This window comes from Actinoplanes sp. NPDC051513 (genome assembly GCF_044454685.1).
In the GTDB taxonomy this organism is placed as follows: Bacteria; Actinomycetota; Actinomycetes; order Mycobacteriales; family Micromonosporaceae; genus Actinoplanes.
Map to the genome: position 1 here is coordinate 117,605 of NZ_JBITDW010000003.1, position 19,565 is coordinate 137,169.

17 protein-coding genes and 3 tRNA genes are annotated in these 19,565 nt (G+C 67.5%); all 20 read left to right on the top strand.

What is annotated here, in order from left to right; all coding sequences use genetic code 11:
- The first annotated feature begins 46 nt into the window (after positions 1–46).
- The 20 genes from ACIA5D_RS10490 to fusA all read left to right on the top strand — a co-directional run bounded on the left by ACIA5D_RS10490 (position 47) and on the right by fusA (position 19,542).
- Positions 47–119, top strand: a tRNA-Thr gene (locus tag ACIA5D_RS10490).
- Between the two features lie 63 nt (positions 120–182).
- Positions 183–255, top strand: a tRNA-Met gene (locus ACIA5D_RS10495).
- A gap of 98 nt (positions 256–353) precedes the next feature.
- Entirely contained in the window at positions 354–521 is a 168-nt protein-coding gene (rpmG, locus tag ACIA5D_RS10500; RefSeq protein WP_015618978.1) for a 50S ribosomal protein L33, read from the top strand.
- 62 nt (positions 522–583) lie between these two features.
- On the top strand, positions 584–1,033 hold the full coding sequence (locus ACIA5D_RS10505) for a MaoC family dehydratase N-terminal domain-containing protein (RefSeq protein ID WP_396029615.1): 450 nt from the start codon (positions 584–586) through the stop codon (positions 1,031–1,033).
- A 2-nt stretch (positions 1,034–1,035) separates the two neighbouring features.
- The gene (locus ACIA5D_RS10510; RefSeq protein WP_396029616.1) at positions 1,036–1,425 is read left to right on the top strand and encodes a MaoC family dehydratase; all 390 of its coding nucleotides are present in this window, start codon (positions 1,036–1,038) and stop codon (positions 1,423–1,425) included.
- Between the two features lie 103 nt (positions 1,426–1,528).
- Positions 1,529–1,601, top strand: a tRNA-Trp gene (locus ACIA5D_RS10515).
- A gap of 104 nt (positions 1,602–1,705) precedes the next feature.
- Positions 1,706–2,086, top strand: a complete 381-nt coding sequence (secE, locus tag ACIA5D_RS10520; RefSeq protein ID WP_396029617.1) for a preprotein translocase subunit SecE — start codon at positions 1,706–1,708, stop codon at positions 2,084–2,086.
- A gap of 48 nt (positions 2,087–2,134) precedes the next feature.
- On the top strand, positions 2,135–2,872 hold the full coding sequence (gene nusG, locus ACIA5D_RS10525) for a transcription termination/antitermination protein NusG (protein ID WP_396029618.1): 738 nt from the start codon (positions 2,135–2,137) through the stop codon (positions 2,870–2,872).
- Positions 2,873–2,936: 64 nt separating this feature from the next.
- A complete protein-coding gene (rplA, locus tag ACIA5D_RS10530) occupies positions 2,937–3,644 on the top strand; it encodes a 50S ribosomal protein L1 (protein ID WP_396029619.1) in 708 nt (235 codons plus the stop codon).
- A 63-nt stretch (positions 3,645–3,707) separates the two neighbouring features.
- Positions 3,708–4,457 carry an ATP-binding cassette domain-containing protein gene (locus tag ACIA5D_RS10535; protein WP_396029620.1) on the top strand — a complete coding sequence of 250 codons (750 nt, stop codon included), beginning with the start codon at positions 3,708–3,710 and terminating at the stop codon, positions 4,455–4,457.
- Positions 4,454–5,134: a hypothetical protein gene (locus tag ACIA5D_RS10540; protein ID WP_396029621.1), complete on the top strand. Its 681-nt coding sequence runs from the start codon at positions 4,454–4,456 to the stop codon at positions 5,132–5,134. The genes ACIA5D_RS10535 and ACIA5D_RS10540 overlap by 4 nt, the downstream gene beginning before the upstream one ends.
- Positions 5,135–6,078: 944 nt before the next feature.
- The gene (rplJ, locus tag ACIA5D_RS10545) at positions 6,079–6,624 is read left to right on the top strand and encodes a 50S ribosomal protein L10 (RefSeq protein WP_396029622.1); all 546 of its coding nucleotides are present in this window, start codon (positions 6,079–6,081) and stop codon (positions 6,622–6,624) included.
- A gap of 54 nt (positions 6,625–6,678) precedes the next feature.
- Positions 6,679–7,062 carry a 50S ribosomal protein L7/L12 gene (rplL, locus tag ACIA5D_RS10550; protein ID WP_396029623.1) on the top strand — a complete coding sequence of 128 codons (384 nt, stop codon included), beginning with the start codon at positions 6,679–6,681 and terminating at the stop codon, positions 7,060–7,062.
- Positions 7,063–7,680: 618 nt separating this feature from the next.
- A complete protein-coding gene (locus ACIA5D_RS10555; protein ID WP_396029624.1) occupies positions 7,681–11,121 on the top strand; it encodes a DNA-directed RNA polymerase subunit beta in 3,441 nt (1,146 codons plus the stop codon).
- A gap of 89 nt (positions 11,122–11,210) precedes the next feature.
- Positions 11,211–15,101, top strand: coding sequence for a DNA-directed RNA polymerase subunit beta' (locus ACIA5D_RS10560; protein WP_396029625.1), 3,891 nt, complete (start codon positions 11,211–11,213; stop codon positions 15,099–15,101).
- Positions 15,102–15,207: 106 nt separating this feature from the next.
- Positions 15,208–15,561 (top strand): hypothetical protein, encoded by a 354-nt coding sequence (locus tag ACIA5D_RS10565; RefSeq protein WP_396029626.1) that lies wholly within the window; start codon positions 15,208–15,210, stop codon positions 15,559–15,561.
- A gap of 47 nt (positions 15,562–15,608) precedes the next feature.
- Positions 15,609–16,073 carry a hypothetical protein gene (locus ACIA5D_RS10570; protein ID WP_396029627.1) on the top strand — a complete coding sequence of 155 codons (465 nt, stop codon included), beginning with the start codon at positions 15,609–15,611 and terminating at the stop codon, positions 16,071–16,073.
- 438 nt (positions 16,074–16,511) lie between these two features.
- Complete coding sequence (gene rpsL / locus ACIA5D_RS10575; protein WP_014440718.1) at positions 16,512–16,886, top strand: 30S ribosomal protein S12; 375 nt, start codon at positions 16,512–16,514, stop codon at positions 16,884–16,886.
- 1 nt (position 16,887) lies between these two features.
- Positions 16,888–17,358, top strand: coding sequence for a 30S ribosomal protein S7 (gene rpsG / locus ACIA5D_RS10580; protein ID WP_127499794.1), 471 nt, complete (start codon positions 16,888–16,890; stop codon positions 17,356–17,358).
- Positions 17,359–17,445: 87 nt separating this feature from the next.
- Positions 17,446–19,542, top strand: a complete 2,097-nt coding sequence (gene fusA, locus ACIA5D_RS10585; protein ID WP_396029628.1) for an elongation factor G — start codon at positions 17,446–17,448, stop codon at positions 19,540–19,542.
- Positions 19,543–19,565: the final 23 nt, after the last annotated feature.

The window sequence follows — 19,565 nt, forward strand, 5'->3', positions numbered from 1 at the left end:
GCCGTGTATTGTCTTTCCTGCGCAGCAAGCGAGAGTTCGCGCGCAAGCCCCCTTAGCTCAGTCGGCAGAGCGTCTCCATGGTAAGGAGAAGGTCTACGGTTCGATTCCGTAAGGGGGCTCTACCCGGGTTCGTCTCCCGCCGCCGGCGCAGGCTCATTGCCGGTAAGCGCCGGGCCTGGCTCGGCGGTGTAGCTCAGTTGGCAGAGCAAGCGGCTCATAATCGCTGTGTCGCCGGTTCAAGTCCGGCCACCGCTACAAGCACGATGTGCAGCTAGCACCTTTGCAGATCGGCGTACTAGTCATCTACGCTGGTAGGTCGTTAAGTAACCCCGTTAGTAGGAAGGCACCTTGCCGTGGCCAAGGCGACCGACGTCCGTCCGAAGATCACCCTGGCGTGTACGGAGTGCAAGGAGCGGAACTACATCACCCGGAAGAACCGGCGTAACGACCCCGACCGCATCGAGCTGAAGAAGTTCTGCCCCCGGGACGGCCGGCACACCCTGCACCGCGAGACCCGCTGATCTTCACCAGAGCAACACCTGCTGCGCCGTCCGAAAGGGCGGCGCAGAGTAGTTTGTGGGGCATGCCCCTGGACCAGTCCTACGTGGGACGAAGCTACCCGCCCACCGAGCCCTACCTCGTCGGCCGCGAGAAGATCCGTGAGTTCGCCCGGGCGATCGGCGCCACCGAGCGGGAATACCACGACCCCGAGGCGGCCCGCGCGATCGGTTACACCGACGTCGTGGCCCCTCCCACGTTCCCGATCATCTTCACGATGGCGTCCAGCCACGCGCAGATCGTCGAAGACCCCGAGTTGGGCGTCGACTACAGCCGCGTGGTGCACGGCGACCAGAGGTTCGCGTACGCCCGGCCGATCGTCGCCGGCGACGCCCTGGTCTGCGTGAACACGGTCGAGGAGATCACCTCCCGTGGCGGCCACGACTTCATGACCACCCGCAGCGACGTCACCACCGAGGCCGGCGAGCGAGTCGTCACCGTCTGGGCCAAGCTCGTGCAGCGCGGGGCGGAGTGACCATGACCTTCGAATCTCAGACGTTCCGGGTCACCCGGGCCGACCTGGTCCGTTACGCCGGCGCCTCCGGCGACTTCAACCCGATCCACTGGAGCGAGCGTTTCGCGACCTCGGTGGGCCTGCCCGGCGTGATCGCCCATGGCATGTTCACCATGGCCCTCGTGGGCCGGGCCGTGACCGCCTGGGCCGGCGCGCCCGACGCGGTCGTCGAGTTCAGCGTGCGCTTCTCCCGGCCGGTACCGGTGCCCGACACCGACGAGGGGACCGAGGTCGTGGTCTCCGCCGTCGTGAAGGGCGAGACCGAGGACGGCCACACCAGACTGACACTGACCGCGACCTGCCAGGGCGAGAAAGTTCTGTCCATGGCACAAGCGGTTGTGCGCAAACGGTAGGGCGGGTTGGGCGAACCCGGGGTCTACCCGTACACTGGTCCGCCGTGGGGCAAGTGACCCCCTGAACTCGCCTGCGCGAGGAACGGGGTGATCGGCCCCGCACAGGGGTGTAGCTCAATTGGCAGAGCAGCGGTCTCCAAAACCGCAGGCTGCAGGTTCAAGTCCTGTCACCCCTGCGCAACTCTCCCAGACGTGCCCGCCCGGGACAGCGGTCCACGACCCCGGCCCCGGAACGGGCGCCGATGGGGTCCACCATCACCGATGACGGAAGTAGGGCGCCATGGCCGAGAGGAATCGACCCGGTGACGCCGGCGACCCGGCCGACGACGAGGTGTTTGACGACGCCGTCGCCGATGACTCGGAGTCCGATGACGACCTCGAGGCCGAGCCGGTAGGTCGTGGTGGCACCGCCGTCGCGGAGCGGACCAAGGACGACGCGCCGAAGAAGAAGAAGGAAGCCCGTCGTACCGGCTTCTTCGGGCGCATCGGTGGTTTCTTCCGTGAGGTCGTCAGCGAGCTGCGTAAGGTCATCTGGCCGACCCGCAAGGAACTGCTGACCTACACGACGATCGTGATCTTCTTCGTGACGATCATGACCGCCATCGTGGCCGTCCTGGACTACGGGTTCGGCAAGGCCGTCCTCTGGGCGTTCGGCGGCTGATCCGCCGGCCCAGAAGTTCTTCGAAGACATATCTGGAAGTGAGCGAGCGTGCCTGAGTACGACGACGAGACCGCGCAGTCCGCCGACGAGCTCTCGTCGGTGGCCACGGCGGACACCGACGAGTCGGTCGAGGCCGCCCCCGCCACCGACGAGGCCGAGGCCGAGGCGCAGCCGGAGCCGGAGGACGACGAAGACTTCGACCCGGTGCAGGAGCTGCGGCAGAAGCTGCGCTACGCGCCCGGGGAGTGGTACGTCGTGCACTCCTACGCCGGTTACGAGAACAAGGTCAAGACCAACCTCGAGACCCGGATCACGAGCCTCGACATGGAGGACTTCATCTTCCAGGTCGAGGTGCCGACCCGCGAAGAGGTCGAGGTCAAGAACGGCAAGCGCCAGCAGGTCAACAACAAGGTCTTCCCGGGCTACATCCTGGTCCGGATGGATCTGACCCCCGAGTCGTACTCCTGCGTGCGCAACACGCCCGGCGTGACCGGCTTCGTGGGCGCCACCGACCGGGTCGACCGGCCGGCCCCCCTCTCGCTGGACGAGGTGCTCAAGTGGCTCGCCCCGGCCGTCGAGCAGGAGGAGAAGAAGGCCAAGCCCGAGATCAAGGTCCTCGACTTCGAGGTCGGCGACTCGGTCACGGTCACCGACGGCGCGTTCGCCTCGCTGCCGGCCTCGATCAGCGAAATTAATGCGGACCAGCAGAAGTTGAAGGTTCTGGTCTCCATCTTCGGCCGCGAGACGCCGGTGGAGCTGAACTTCAACCAGGTCACCAAGATCTGACAGTTAGTCAGTGGGAGGGGTGTCCTTCGCGGCGCCCCGCCATCTACCACAGGAGTAAGAGAACATGCAGCGCAGCAAGGGCTACCGCAAGGCGGCCGAGTCGATCGACGCCAACAAGCTCTACGAGCCCACCGACGCGATCAAGCTGGCCAAGGAGTCGAGCCCGGCCAAGTTCGACGCCACTGTCGAGGTCGCGATGCGCCTCGGCATCGACCCCCGTAAGGCCGACCAGATGGTCCGCGGCACGGTCAACCTGCCGCACGGCACCGGCAAGACGGCCCGCGTGATCGTCTTCGCCCAGGGCGCCAAGGCCGAGGAGGCCGTGGCGGCCGGCGCCGACGAGGTCGGCACCGATGAGCTCGTCGCCCGCATCCAGGGTGGCTGGCTGGACTTCGACGCCGCGATCGCGACGCCGGACCAGATGGCCAAGATCGGCCGGATCGCCCGCATCCTCGGCCCGCGTGGCCTCATGCCGAACCCGAAGACCGGCACCGTCACCATGGACGTGACGAAGGCGGTCAACGAGATCATGGGCGGCAAGATCACCTTCCGGGTGGACAAGCACTCGAACCTGCACCTGATCATCGGCAAGGCCTCGTTCACCGAGGACCAGCTGGTCGACAACTACGCCGCGGTGCTCGACGAGGTTCTCCGCGTCAAGCCGTCCGCGGCCAAGGGCAAGTACCTCAGGAAGGTCACCGTCACCACCACCATGGGTCCCGGCGTGCCGATCGACCCGAACGTGATCAAGGGCTTCAGGCCCGAGGCCTGATCTTCGCTTCACGGAAGCCCCCGGGGACACCCCGGGGGCTTTCTTTGTGGCAGGCTTGCGGCCGTGCGTTTCGAGCAGGTGTGGTTCCGGTACGCCCGTCGGGCCGGCTGGACCCTGCGCCAGCTGAACGCCACCGTCGAGCCCGGCGCCACGGTCGTCGTCCTGGGCCGCAACGGCGCCGGCAAATCCACGTTGCTCCAACTGGCCGCCGGGGTGCTGCGGCCGGGCCGGGGAACGATCAGCGACCGCCCCGCGGTGGTCGGCTGGGTCCCCGAGCGCTTCCCCGCCGACCAGCCGTTCACGGCCGGCGATTATCTGCGCCGCATGGCCGAGGTCCGCGGGGCCGAGCCGTCGGCCGTCGACCACTGGATCGAGCGCCTGCTGTTCACCGAGCACGGCGGCACCCGCCTCGCCGACCTCTCCAAGGGCACGGCGCAAAAGGTCGGCCTGGCCCAGGCCATGCTCGTCCCACCCAGCCTGCTCGTGCTCGACGAGCCCTGGGAGGGCCTCGACTCGGTCGCCCGCACGCTGATCCCCGCGATCGTCGCCGAGGTGACCGCGGCGGGCGGTTCCGTGCTGGTCAGCGACCATCGCGGCGAGATCACCGCGCTACCGGGCGCGATCCACTGGACGATCGCCGAGGGAATCGTGGACACCGCGGCGCCGGCTCCGCCGCCGATCGCCCGCGACGAGGAGGACGAGGTGATCGTGGAGGTGGCGGTCCGTCGTTCCGAGGCCGACCAGGCGATGGTCGCGCTGCGTGCCGCCGGTCACCGCGTTGTCAAAGTGCGCAGTTCGGGCGTACGGGAATGAGCGCCCTCGTCCGGATGCGGATCGCCGGCTTCGTGCGGGGCGGCCGGGCCCTCCCACCACTGATCGCGGTGCTGGTCGAGCTCGGGATCATCTATGGGGGAGGAGCGTCTCCCGCCGCGGTCGCCTACGGCTACTCGGCCGCCGCCCTGTTCCCGGTGCTGGCCTGGCTGACCAAGCTGCTCCTCGACACCGAGCCCGACGTGCAGCGCCGCCTGGCCCGCCTGTCGGCCGGCCCGGCCCGGGAGGCGACCGCCGGCATCCTGGCCGCCGTCGCCCTCTCCTTCGTGGTCTGCGCGGCCGCGATGGCCGCCCCGTGGCTGTTCAACGGCATCGACACGAGCAAGTCGCTGGGCAGCGGCATCGCGCTCGGCATCCTCGCCCACCTGCTGGCCGTGCCATCGGCCGTCGCGGTCGGCGCCCTCTCCAGCCGCGCCGTCACCGGCAGCGTGCGCCTGGGTGTGATGGTGCTGGTGGTGTCGGCGGTGCTGGTGGTGGTGCTGGGCCTGAGCGGCTCGTTCGCCCCCTGGCTCGTCCCGCCGGTGATGGCCACGGCCCGAGCCCTCAACGACGCCGCAGCGCCGCCGACGGGCACGCTCGCGCTGCTGGTCGCCTGGGCGGCCGCCTGGTGCGCCGTGGCCTTCACCGGCTACGGCTGGCTGCGCCGAGCCCGCTCCTGACAGCCGCCGCCTGTGGACGACAGCGCAAAATTGTCATACCCACCTGCTCTGCTCGGCCCCACCCAGGTGCCGGGGCGGGGGAGGTCCGTGGGCCGCCGCGTGATCAAAAGTTGCTCGCGGTGGGTCAGTGGCTGGGCCGGGCTTGCCATGGCCCGGGGTCGTGCGTGGTCACTGTGAGTGCCGCCCGTTGCGGTGGGGTGGTGGCTGGGCTGGGGCGCGCCATGGCCGGGGTCGTGCGTGGTCACTGTGAGTGCCGCCCGTCACGGTCACCGGTGGTTGCCGCCTTCGACGCCGGTTTCGAGCTCGGCTCGCCCTGGCTGCCGCGCACGGCGCAGAGATCTTGATAAGTGGCGGTTCGCCGCGAACCGGAACCCATCAGCGCTAGCCGTGCTCGATCAACAGGCGGTCGATATAAGGGGATATTTCCGTCGCTCCCACAGGGTCTTTCCGCAGCGTGGGCCATCCGCCCACTGACCGGGACACCCGGCCGGCCTGTGGGAGCGCGTCCCACAGACCGACCGGGACCGCCACATCGCGGGATCCCCGAGGGCTCAGCGCGACGGGCCGCACCCACCGCATCCACCCACGGCCCCAGGCCATGGCGCGCCCCGCCCAGCCACTGATCACCGCAAGATTTTGGATCACCGGGCGCCGCTGCTGGTGATCACGCGCGTGGCGGGCGGGGACGATTTGGTGAGGGCGGGCCGGCCGCGTACCATTCCATGTCGGAGTTCCACCCATAGACCGCTGGTCGTCGCAGCAGCCGTCACCACGACGGAGGCCGCGGCCGAAGGTCCCGCAGAATGCGGGCGGCTCGCGCAGGGAGAACGGCTAGCATCCGGCTGATCGAAAGCCTGTCGCCCCGTGCCCTGTGCCGGGGCGTTTTTCATTCTCGCGGTTCCTTCTCCCTGACCAGTGGCTTTGAGCACTGAGAGAGGAGGGACATGGCGGACAAGCCGGTCCGGGCCGACAAGGCCAGTGCCGTCGTTGAGCTGACGGAGAACTTCCGTGACTCGGCGGCCACCGTGTTGACCGAGTACCGCGGCCTCACGGTCAAGCAGCTCACCGAGCTGCGGCGTTCGCTCGGCGAGGAGACCAAGTACTCCGTGTCGAAGAACACGCTCGCGAAGCGGGCGGCCAGCGACGCGGGCATCGAGGGCCTTGACGCATTGTTCACCGGTCCTACAGCGCTCGCCTTCATCACCGGCGACCCGGTCGAGGCGGCCAAGGGTCTTCGGGCCTTCGCCAAGGCCAATCCCGTCCTGATCATCAAGGGCGGTGTCTTCGAGGGCCGGGCGATCACGGCCGACGAGGTCAACAAGATCGCTGACCTCGAGTCCCGTGAGGTACTGCTGGCCAAGCTGGCCGGCGCCATGAAGGGCAACCTGACCAAGGCGGCCGGCCTTTTCCAGGCCCCGCTGTCGCAGGTGGCGCGCCTTGCGGCCGCCCTGCAGGAGAAGCGCGAGCAGGACGGTTCCGCGGCGGCCTGAGCCACCGCGAACCAGTACGACTTTCATTTAAGAAGCTAGGAAAGGTTGCCAGACATGGCGAAGCTCAGCACCGACGAGCTGCTCGACGCGTTCAAGGAGATGACGCTGATCGAGCTCTCCGAGTTCGTGAAGCAGTTCGAGGAGACCTTCGAGGTCACCGCGGCCGCGCCGGTCGCCGTCGCCGGCCCCGCGGCCGCTGCCGCCCCGGCCGAGGCCGAGGCCGAGCAGGACTCGTTCGATGTCGTCCTCGAGGGCGATGGTGGCAAGAAGATCCAGGTCATCAAGGTCGTGCGTGAGCTGACCGGCCTGGGCCTCAAGGAGGCCAAGGACGCCGTCGAGAGCGCCCCCAAGGCGATCCTCGAGGGTGTCAACAAGGAGAAGGCCGAGGCCGCCAAGGCCAAGCTCGAGGGCGAAGGCGCCAAGGTCACCCTCAAGTGATCTAACGCTCCACAGCTTTCTCTTGCGGATGGCGGAGACCCGTGCCCGGGTCTTCGCCATCCCGTTTTCTGGCGCATTGTCCCAGCTAGCGACGTTGCGCGTGGCTGTCGGCCACCCGACCGGCAAAGTCGGTTTAATCGGGCAATACATGGGCTATGGTCGCTAGGACGCGCCCGCCGGGAGGCGGCACGTGTCCGACCCGCGGCGCAGCCCTTGACTGAGTGTCCGCTGACAGGCACGCTGACATCAGCAAGTTCTCCGCGCTTGCGACAGCCGCCCTGCGGGTGGCCCGACTTCAAATGGGCCCTTCGCAGACGGCACCCGAGGGAGATATGCCGCGTTCCGAGCGGCCCCACGTTCGGCCCTGACCACGGAGGCGCAGGTCAGAGAGGCTGTGGGGATACGTTCCGCAGGCCCCCTCTGGTGTGGGCTGGACAGCGGTTAGCCGAGCGGCTACACTGCTAGTTTGCGCTGCCTTCTGCCTTGAGCCCTGCCAGGACATCCATCCGGATGACTTCTTGGGGGCTCGTTACAGTGCCTATAAACGAGGGCAACGCAAACAGTTGCATACCGCAGCTGCAGCCGCATCAGCAGCACCGGTCCTCGGAAGGACGCATCTTGGCAGCTTCCCGCCCTGCGAAGACCAGCCGTACGTCGAGCGCTTACGCACCCCGCCGTGTCTCTTTCGGCAGGATCACCGAGCAACTTGAGGTCCCCAACCTCCTTGCACTCCAGACCGAGTCCTTCGACTGGCTGGTAGGCAACGAGGCTTGGCAGGCCCGGTCGACGGACGACCCGCATGCCCAGTCGGGCCTCGCAGAGATCCTCGAAGAGATCAGTCCCATTGAGGACTTCTCCGGCACTATGTCGCTGTCCTTCTCGTCTCCCCGATTCGACGAGGTCAAGGCCTCGATCGAGGAGTGCAAGGAGAAGGATCTGACTTACTGCGCGCCGCTGTTCGTGACCGCGGAGTTCACCAACAACACGACTGGCGAGATCAAGAGCCAGACCGTGTTCATGGGCGACTTCCCGATGATGACCCCCAAGGGGACGTTCGTCATCAACGGCACCGAGCGGGTCGTCGTGAGCCAGCTCGTCCGCTCGCCGGGCGTGTACTTCACGAAGGAGCCGGACAAGACCTCCGACCGCGACCTCTCCAGCGTCAAGGTCATCCCCAGCCGGGGTGCCTGGCTGGAGTTCGACATCGACAAGCGCGACACCGTGGGTGTCCGGATCGACCGCAAGCGCCGGCAGGCCGTCACCGTCCTGCTCAAGGCGATCGGCTGGTCGGCCGACCAGATCCGTGAGCGGTTCGGCTGGTCCGAGCTGCTCATGACCACCCTCGAGAAGGACCACATCGCCGGGCAGGACGAGGCCCTGCTCGACATCTACCGCAAGCTCCGCCCGGGTGAGCCCCCGACCCGGGAGAACGCGCAGACCCTGCTCGACAACCTCTTCTTCAACCCGAAGAGGTACGACGTCGCCAAGGTCGGCCGCTACAAGTTCAACAAGAAGCTCGAGATCGACGTCCCGATCGACCGTGGCGTTCTCACCGAGGAAGACATCGTCAAGACCGTCGAGTACCTCTGCCGGCTGCACGCCGGTGAGGAGGGCTACGAGGCCGACGACATCGACCACTTCGGCAACCGTCGCCTGCGCACCGTCGGCGAGCTCATCCAGAACCAGGTCCGTGTCGGCCTGTCCCGGATGGAGCGCGTCGTTCGTGAGCGCATGACGACTCAGGACGTCGAGGCGATCACGCCGCAGACCCTGATCAACATCCGTCCCGTGGTGGCGGCGATCAAGGAGTTCTTCGGCACCTCCCAGCTGTCCCAGTTCATGGACCAGACCAACCCGCTGGCGGGCCTGACCCACCGGCGCCGGCTGAGCGCGCTCGGTCCGGGTGGTCTGTCGCGAGAGCGGGCCGGCTTCGAGGTTCGCGACGTGCACCCGTCCCACTACGGCCGGATGTGCCCGATCGAGACGCCCGAAGGCCCGAACATCGGCCTGATCGGCGCGCTCTCGACGTTCGCGCGGGTCAATCCGTTCGGCTTCATCGAGACGCCGTACCGGAAGGTCGAGGACGGCACCGTCACCGACGAGGTCCACTACCTGACCGCCGACGAGGAGGACAGGTACATCAAGGCGCAGGCGAACGCCGTGCTGAGCAGTGACGGCACGTTCGCCGAGGATCGCGTCCTGGTCCGCCGTAAGGGCGGTGAGGTCGACTACGTGCCCGGCGCGCAGGTCGACTACATGGACGTGTCGCCGCGGCAGATGACCTCGGTCGCCACCGCGATGATCCCGTTCCTCGAGCACGACGACGCCAACCGCGCGCTCATGGGCGCGAACATGCAGCGTCAGGCCGTTCCGCTGGTCAAGGCCGAGGCGCCGCTGGTCGGCACCGGCATGGAATACCGTGCCGCGGTCGACGCCGGCGACGTGGTCGTGGCCGAGGTCGGCGGTGTGGTCGAAGACCTCTGCGCCGACTACGTGACGGTTCACCAGGACGACGGTCACCGCCGTACCTACCTGCTGCACAAGTTCCGCCGCTCGAACGCGGGCTCCTGCGTCAACCAGAAGCCGGTCGTGTTCGAGGGTGACCGAATCGAGGCCGGCCAGGTCATCGCCGACGGCCCGTGCACCGACGAGGGTGAGATGGCCCTGGGCCGCAACCTCCTCGTCGCGTTCATGTGCTGGGAGGGCCACAACTACGAGGACGCGATCATCCTGTCGCAGCGCCTCGTGCAGCAGGACGTGCTCACCTCGATCCACATCGAGGAGCACGAGGTCGACGCCCGGGACACCAAGCTCGGCCCGGAGGAGATCACCCGCGACATCCCCAACGTCTCCGAGGAGATGCTGGCGGACCTGGACGAGCGGGGCATCATCCGGATCGGCGCCGAGGTCGTCCCCGGCGACATCCTGGTCGGCAAGGTCACGCCCAAGGGCGAGACCGAGCTCACCCCCGAGGAGCGGCTGCTCCGCGCGATCTTCGGTGAGAAGGCGCGCGAGGTCCGCGACACCTCGCTGAAGGTGCCGCACGGCGAGACCGGCACGGTCATCGGCGTCCGCACCTTCTCGCGCGAGGACGGCGACGAGCTGCCCCCGGGCGTGAACGAGCTGGTCCGCGTCTACGTCGCGCAGAAGCGGAAGATCCAGGACGGCGACAAGCTCGCCGGCCGGCACGGCAACAAGGGCGTCATCTCCAAGATCCTTCCGGTCGAGGACATGCCGTTCCTCGAGGACGGCACCCCGGTCGACATCGTGCTCAACCCGCTCGGTGTGCCCTCGCGTATGAACATCGGCCAGGTGCTGGAGACCCACCTCGGGTGGATCGCCAAGACCGGCTGGTCGGTGGAGGGCGAAGACGCCGACTGGAAGCGTCAGCTGAAGGCCATCGAGGCGCACGAGTCCCCCAAGGACTCGAACGTCGCGACCCCGGTCTTCGACGGCGCGCAGGAGGAGGAGATCAAGGGCCTCCTCGAGTCGACGCTGGTCAACCGTGACGGGAATCGGCTGGTCAACGGCGACGGCAAGGCGCAGCTGTTCGACGGCCGCTCCGGTGAGCCGCTGCCGGACCCGATCTCGGTCGGCTACGTCTACATCCTGAAGCTGAACCACCTGGTCGACGACAAGATCCACGCGCGTTCGACCGGCCCGTACTCGATGATCACGCAGCAGCCGCTGGGTGGTAAGGCGCAGTTCGGTGGCCAGCGGTTCGGCGAGATGGAGTGCTGGGCCATGCAGGCCTACGGCGCGGCCTACGCGCTGCAGGAGCTGCTCACCATCAAGTCCGACGACGTACTCGGCCGCGTGAAGGTCTACGAGGCCATCGTCAAGGGCGAGAACATCCCGGAGCCGGGCATCCCGGAGTCCTTCAAGGTGCTGCTCAAGGAGCTGCAGTCGCTGTGCCTCAACGTTGAGGTGCTCTCCAGCGACGGCGTGGCCCTCGAGATGCGCGAGACGGACGACGAGGTCTTCCGGGCCGCGGAGGAACTCGGTATCGACCTGTCCCGTCGCCCGAACGAGGGCGTCAGCAGCGTCGAAGAGATCTGACGGATGGTGGCCCTGGTTTTCTCGAAGATCGGGGCCACCCCCGCCGGCCTTGAATTCACCCGAGCAACGAAACACGAGGGATAGTCCAAGTGCTCGACGTCAACTTCTTCGACGAGTTGCGTATCGGCCTGGCGACCGCCGACGACATCCGGCAGTGGTCGCATGGCGAGGTCAAGAAGCCCGAGACGATCAACTACCGCACCCTCAAGCCCGAGAAGGACGGACTCTTCTGCGAGAAGATCTTCGGTCCGCAGCGGGACTGGGAGTGCTACTGCGGCAAGTACAAGCGGGTCCGGTTCAAGGGCATCATCTGTGAGCGCTGCGGCGTCGAGGTGACCCGGTCCAAGGTCCGCCGTGAGCGCATGGGCCACATCGAGCTGGCCGCGTCGGTCACGCACATCTGGTACTTCAAGGGTGTGCCCAGCCGGCTGGGCTACCTGCTCGACCTGGCTCCGAAGGACCTCGAGAAGATCATTTACTTCGCCTCGTACGTGATCACGAGCGTTGACGCCGAGTCGCGTCACCGCGACATGAGCACGATCGAGAACGAGATCTTCGCCGAGAAGCGCCAGTCCGAGAACGGCCGCGACTCGGAGATCGAGAAGCGGGCCGCGAAGCTGGAGCAGGACCTCGCGGAGCTCGAGGCCGAGGGGGCCAAGGCGGACGTGCGCCGCAAGGTCAAGGAGGCCGGCGAGCGCGAGATGCGCCAGATCCGCGACAAGGCGCAGCGCGAGATCGACCGCCTCGACGAGGTGCTCGACACCTTCCGCAAGCTCGACTCCAAGCAGCTGGTCACCGACGAGCTGCTCTACCGCGAGCTGCGCGACCGCTTCGGTGAGTACTTCACCGGCGGCATGGGCGCCGAGGCGATCAAGGCGCTGCTGCAGAACATGGACCTGGACGCTGAGGCCGAGAACCTGCGGGAGATCATCCGCAGCGGAAAGGGCCAGCGGAAGATCCGTGCGCTCAAGCGGCTCAAGGTCGTCGCCGCGTTCCTGAACACCCGGAACTCGCCGCTCGGCATGGTTCTGGACTGCGTCCCGGTCATCCCGCCGGACCTGCGCCCGATGGTGCAGCTCGACGGTGGCCGCTTCGCGACCAGCGACCTGAACGACCTGTACCGCCGGGTCATCAACCGGAACAACCGCCTCAAGCGCCTGATCGACCTGGGTGCGCCCGAGATCATCGTCAACAACGAGAAGCGGATGCTGCAGGAGGCCGTCGACGCGCTGTTCGACAACGGCCGCCGCGGCCGGCCGGTCACCGGCCCGGGTAACCGCCCGCTCAAGTCGCTGTCCGACATGCTCAAGGGCAAGCAGGGCCGGTTCCGTCAGAACCTGCTGGGCAAGCGCGTCGACTACTCCGGCCGTTCGGTCATCGTCGTCGGCCCGCGGCTCAAGCTGCACCAGTGCGGCCTGCCCAAGCAGATGGCGCTGGAGCTGTTCAAGCCGTTCGTGATGAAGCGCCTGGTCGACCTGAACCACGCGCAGAACATCAAGTCGGCCAAGCGGATGGTCGAGCGTCAGCGGCCGGTCGTGTGGGACGTCCTGGAGGAGGTCATCAGCGAGCACCCCGTGCTGCTGAACCGCGCGCCGACGCTGCACCGCCTGGGCATCCAGGCCTTCGAGCCGCAGCTGGTCGAGGGCAAGGCCATCCAGATCCACCCGCTGGTCTGCACGGCGTTCAACGCCGACTTCGACGGCGACCAGATGGCGGTGCACGTGCCGCTGTCCGCCGAGGCGCAGGCCGAGGCCCGGATCCTGATGCTCTCGTCCAACAACATCCTCAAGCCGGCCGACGGCAAGCCGGTCACCATGCCCACCCAGGACATGGTCATCGGGCTCTACTACCTGACGCACCAGACCTCTGGCGCCAAGGGTGAGGGCCGGGTGTTCTCGTCGGACGCCGAGGCGCGGATGGCCTTCGACAACGGCGAGCTGCACCTGCAGGCGCCCGTGAAGATCCGTCTTCGCGAGGTCGTCGGGGTCGACAACGGCGCCAAGGGCGCGAAGTGGGAGGCTCCGGAGGACTGGACCGAGGGCGAGAACCTTCTGGTCGAGACCACCCTGGGCCGCGTCATCTTCAACGAGACGCTCCCGCCGGGGTACCGCTTCGTCAACTACGAGATCCGCAAGGGTCAGCTGTCGGCGATCGTCAACGACCTCGCCGAGCGCTTCCCCAAGGTCGCCCTGGCGGCGACCCTGGACGCGCTCAAGGAGGCCGGCTTCCACTGGGCCACCTGGTCCGGCGTGACGATCGGCATGGGCGACGTCATCGGCCCTCCGCGCAAGCCGGAGATCCTGGCTCGCTATCAGGTCGAGGCCGACCGCATCGACAAGCAGTACCAGCGTGGTCTGATGACCGCCGAGGAGCGTCGCGGCGAGCTCATCGAGATCTGGACCAAGGCGACCAACGAAATCTCCAAGGAGATGGAAACGGCGCTGCCGCAGGAGAACCCGCTCTGGGTGATGATCAACTCGGGCGCCCGTGGCAACCTGCTGCAGCTCCGGCAGATCGCCGCGATCCGTGGCCTGGTGGCCAACCCCAAGGGCGAGATCATCCCGCGGCCGATCACGTCGTCGTACCGCGAGGGTCTCACCGTGCTGGAGTACTTCATCTCCACGCACGGCGCCCGGAAGGGTCTGGCCGACACCGCGCTGCGTACCGCCGACTCGGGTTACCTGACCCGTCGTCTGGTGGACGTCTCGCAGGACGTCATCATCCGCGAGGAGGACTGCGGCACCGACCGCGCGATCCCGATGCAGGTGGCGGACCGTGAGGCGGACGGCACGCTGGTCGTGCACACGCACGCCGAGACCGGCGTGCACGCCCGTACGCTGGCCGACGACATCAAGGACGCCAACGGCAACCTGGTGGTTGCCCGTGGCTCGGACCTCAACTCGATCCTGGTCGACCAGCTGGTCAGCGCCGGTGTCGAGAACGTCCGGGTGCGCAGCGTGCTGACCTGCGAGTCGAAGCTCGGCGTGTGCGCGGCCTGCTACGGCCGTTCGCTGCCGACCGGCAAGGGTGTCGACATCGGTGAGGCGGTCGGCATCATCGCCGCCCAGTCCATCGGTGAGCCCGGTACTCAGCTGACGATGCGTACCTTCCACACCGGTGGTGTCGCGGGTGAGGACATCACCCAGGGTCTGCCGCGTGTGCAGGAGATCTTCGAGGCCCGCGTGCCCAAGGGCAAGGCGCCCATCGCCGACACCCCGGGACGCATCCGCATCGAGGACGGCGAGCGCTCGCGGAAGATCATCGTGGTGCCGGACGACGGCAGCGAGGAGATCGTGTACGACAAGATCTCCAAGCGCGTCAAGCTCCGCGCCCACGACGGCGACCACGTCGGCGTCGGCGAGAAGCTGACCGAGGGCACCATCGACCCGCACGAGCTTCTGCGGATCATGGGTCCGCGGGCGGTCCAGGTCCACCTGACCCAGGAGGTCCAGGAGGTCTACCGCTCGCAGGGCGTGCTCATCCACGACAAGCACATCGAGATCATCATTCGCCAGATGCTGAAGCGGGTGACGGTCATCGACTCGGGCGCGGCGGAGTTCCTGCCGGGCGTGCTGGTCGACCGGGCGCTCTTCGAGTCGGAGAACCGCCGGCTCGTGAGCGAGGGCGGCGAGCCCGCCGCCGGTCGTCCCGTGCTGATGGGTATCACCAAGGCCTCGCTGGCCACCGACTCCTGGCTCTCGGCGGCCTCCTTCCAGGAGACCACCCGGGTGCTGACCGACGCGGCGATCAACTCGCGCAGCGACTCGCTCGTCGGCCTCAAGGAGAACGTCATCATCGGCAAGCTCATCCCGGCCGGTACGGGCATCAGCAAGTACCGCAACATCCGGGTCGAGCCGACCGAGGAGGCCAAGGCCAAGGTGTACTCGATGACCGGGTACCCGGAGACGGACTACGGCTTCGGGCCGGCCAGCGGGCAGGCTGTGCCGCTGGACGACTTCGACTTCGGGTCCTACCGCTGACGCCCATCCGACCGCCCCACCACCACCCTTAACCCGACTGAAGACTGCTGTATCACGATGGGCGGTCGCGCGCTGCGCGGCCGCCCATCGGCCTTTCTAAGATGGGGTGGTGACTGTCCCCACCGAGGTGCCCACGCGCCACCCCCTCGATCCCGATCCAGCGCCCTCGACAAAGGCCCGGGCGGTCTTCGCGCTGGGCGTGGTGGGCTTCCTGACGGGCGCGTTCGTGGGCGGGGTGGTTCCGGCCACGGTGGCCCTGCTGCTGGCGCGTCAGGCGGCCCGGGACGCGTACGCGGCCAAGGGGTACCTCACCGGGTCGGCATGGATCCGCCGCGGGCGCAGGCTGGCCTGGGCCGGCATCGTGCTGGCCCTGGCGACGCTGGTGGTGGCCACGATCGCCGGCCTGCTGCACCTCGCCTCGTCACCGTCCGGGCCCGACTTCGCGCCCGGCACCGACTGAGCGTCCCCGGGCTGCGCCATGCCACCTACGGGTGACATCCTCGTCTCATGAGCCAGCAGCCGTATCCGATGGCGCCCGTGCCGCCGCCCCCGCCCAGCGGCCGCTGGCAGCCCGAGCGGGTCGACGTCGTGCCGGGCACCGAGTTCGGGCTGGTCCAGTTGCGGGTCGAGCCGATCACCTCGGGCCTGGCCATCGGCTCCCTGGTCGCGGGCATCGGGGCCATCCTGGTGTCGCTGATCGTCTTCTGCTTCGGCCTGGCCGGCGCCGACGACGGCTGGGGCGCGCTGGTCGCCGGCGCCTTCACCCTTCTCAGCGTGATCGCGGGCGCCGGCGCCATCATCGTGGGGCTGGTCGCTCGCCGGCAGATCCGCAGCTCCGGGCGTACAGGCCAGGTGCGGTTCACCGGCCGCGGCATCGCCACGGCGGGAATCTCGTGCGGATCCGCGGGGGCGGGAATCGCCCTGGCGGGTCTCGCGTTGTCATTGGTGTTGCAGTTCTCCGCCGCGACGTGAGAGCTCGTCTCGACGACGCGGCCGCGGCCACCGATCCGGTATCCCGACACCGCGGCAGTGCCGTCTCGGGACACCCGGTACACTTGTATCGGAGATGTCCGTCGTGAGGAGCCTGCAGCATCGATAGGGCCTGGTCCTGTCGATTTTGACCTGGCTGCTTGTGGTGGGTACTCTTTCCCTCCGTGCCCGGGCTTGCCCGGGCAACTCGTGCGTGCGCCCGAGTCGACAACAAGGACGGGGTAATAAGCACGCCGAGGCTCGACGTTCCGAATTGACGGGGCGACGACACAGACAAGACCCGGTGCGCGTAACCACGCGTGGCGGGACCGTGAGCCGGACGACACGCCCGACCGCGGGTGCCGGAGCATCCGGCACACAGAGGCATAACTAGACGGTGCGGCCGCAGTAGGACGCGGCCGAAGGGAGCGGAGAAACCCGGTGCCCACGATCCAGCAGCTGGTCCGAAAGGGCCGTCAGGCGAAAACGAGCAAGACCAAGACGCCGGCGCTGAAAGGTAGCCCTCAGCGGCGCGGCGTGTGCACGCGCGTGTACACCACCACCCCCAAGAAGCCGAACTCTGCGCTGCGCAAGGTCGCTCGTGTGAAGCTCAGCAGCCAGATCGAGGTCACGGCGTACATCCCGGGTGTCGGCCACAACCTGCAGGAGCACTCGATCGTGCTCGTGCGCGGCGGCCGTGTGAAGGACCTTCCCGGCGTCCGCTACAAGATCGTCCGCGGTTCGCTGGACACCCAGGGTGTCCGCAACCGCAAGCAGGCCCGCAGCCGTTACGGCGCGAAGAAGGAGAAGAGCTGACATGCCTCGTAAGGGCCCCGCTCCGCGCCACCCAGTGGTCGCGGACCCGGTTTACAACTCGCCGCTGGTCACCCAGCTGATCAACAAGATCCTGATCGGCGGCAAGCGTCAGCTCGCCGAGCGCATCGTGTACGGCGCGCTCGAGGGTGCCCGGGAGAAGAGCGGCACCGACCCCGTCGTGACGCTCAAGCGCGCGATGGACAACGTCAAGCCGACCCTCGAGGTCCGCAGCCGCCGCGTCGGTGGCGCGACCTACCAGGTGCCGGTCGAGGTCCGCACGCCGCGGCAGACCACCCTCGGTCTGCGCTGGCTGGTCCAGTACTCCAAGGCCCGCCGCGAGAAGACCATGATCGAGCGTCTCCAGAACGAGCTGCTCGACGCCAGCAACGGCCTCGGCGCCGCCGTCAAGCGGCGTGAGGACACCCACAAGATGGCGGAGTCCAACAAGGCCTTCGCGCACTACCGCTGGTAAGACCCCGCCGCCGGCCCGGCGATCGCCGGGCCACACGGCAAGTCGTACCGGTTCACGAGACGACGACGAAGAAAAGTAGGGATTGAAGTGGCCGCCGCAGACGCGCTTGCCAACGTACGCAACATCGGCATCATGGCGCACATCGATGCTGGTAAGACCACGACCACCGAGCGAATCCTGTTCTACACCGGCATCACGTACAAGATCGGTGAGGTCCACGAGGGCGCTGCCGTCATGGACTGGATGGAGCAGGAGCAGGAGCGCGGTATCACGATCACTTCCGCCGCCACCAAGTGCGAGTGGAAGGGCCACACGATCCAGATCATCGACACGCCCGGCCACGTCGACTTCACGGTCGAGGTCGAGCGGTCGTTGCGTGTGCTGGACGGTGCGGTGGCGGTCTACGACGGCGTGGCCGGCGTGGAGCCGCAGACCGAGAACGTCTGGCGGCAGGCGGACAAGTACCACGTTCCCCGGATGTGCTTCGTCAACAAGCTCGACCGGACCGGCGCCGACTTCTTCCGCTGCGTGCAGATGATGATCGACCGGCTGAACGCCACGCCGCTCGTCCTTCAGATCCCGATCGGGCTCGAGGGCGACCACATCGGCGTCGTCGACCTGATCAACATGCGCGCGCTCACCTGGCGTGGCGAGACCCAGAAGGGCGACGACTACGCGATCGAGGAGGTCCCGGCCGATCTGGTCGACTCCGCGAACGAGTGGCGCGAGAAGCTCATCGAGACGCTCGCCGACGTCGACGACGACGTCATGGTCAAGTACCTCGAGGGCGAGGAGCTCTCGGTGGACGAGATCAAGGCCGCCATCCGGCGCGCCACGATCGCCAGCAAGGCCAACCCGGTGCTGTGCGGCTCGGCGTTCAAGAACAAGGGCGTTCAGCCCATGCTCGACGCCGTGATCGACTACCTGCCGTCGCCGCTGGACATCCCGGCCATCGAGGGCACCGCGGCGGACGGCGAGACGCCGCTCCAGCGCCAGCCCTCCAACAGCGAGCCGTTCTCGGCGCTGGCCTTCAAGATCCAGACCGACAAGCACCTCGGCAAGCTCACGTACGTGCGGGTCTACTCCGGCACGCTCGAGTCCGGTTCCCAGGTGGTCAACTCCACCAAGGACCGCAAGGAGCGGATCGGCAAGATCTACCAGATGCACGCGAACAAGCGTGAGGAGCGCCCCGCCGCGCACGCCGGGGACATCATCGCCGTGCAGGGTCTCAAGCAGACCACCACCGGCGACACGCTGAGCGACCCGCAGAACCCGGTCATCCTGGAGTCGATGACGTTCCCGGAGCCGGTCATCCAGGTCGCGATCGAGCCGAAGACCAAGTCGGACCAGGAGAAGCTGGGCACCGCGATCCAGCGCCTGGCCGAGGAGGACCCGACCTTCCGCGTCTGGAACGACGAGGAGACCGGGCAGACGGTCATCGCCGGCATGGGCGAGCTTCACCTCGACATCCTTGTCGACCGCATGCGTCGCGAGTTCAACGTCGAGGCGAACATCGGTAAGCCGCAGGTGGCGTACCGCGAGACGATCCGCGGCACCGTGGAGAAGCTCGACTACGTCCACAAGAAGCAGACCGGTGGCTCGGGCCAGTACGCCAAGGTCATCGTCAAGCTGGAGCCGCTGCCGCTCGCGGCGGACGGCCCCACCTACGAGTTCGTCAATGCCGTGTCCGGTGGCCGTATCCCCAAGGAGTTCATCCCCTCGGTGGACGCGGGCGCGCAGGACGCCATGCAGTACGGCGTTCTCGCCGGCTACCCGCTGGTCGGCGTCCGGCTGACGCTGCTCGACGGTCAGTACCACGAGGTCGACTCGTCCGAGATGGCCTTCAAGATCGCCGGCTCGATGGTGATGAAGGAAGCGGCCCGCAAGGCCAATCCCGCGTTGCTCGAGCCGATGATGGCCGTCGAGGTGACTACGCCCGAAGACAACATGGGCGACGTCATCGGCGACCTCAACTCTCGCCGTGGCATCATCCAGTCGATGGAGGAGCGCTCCGGCGCCCGGGTCATCAAGTCGCTGGTGCCGCTCTCCGAGATGTTCGGCTACGTGGGCGACCTTCGGTCGAAGACCCAGGGCCGTGCCAGCTACAGCATGCAGTTCGACTCCTACGCCGAGGTTCCGCAGAACGTCGCGAAGGAGATCATCGCGAAGGCCACGGGCGCGTAAGCGCTCCGTTCCGAAGCGTTGAT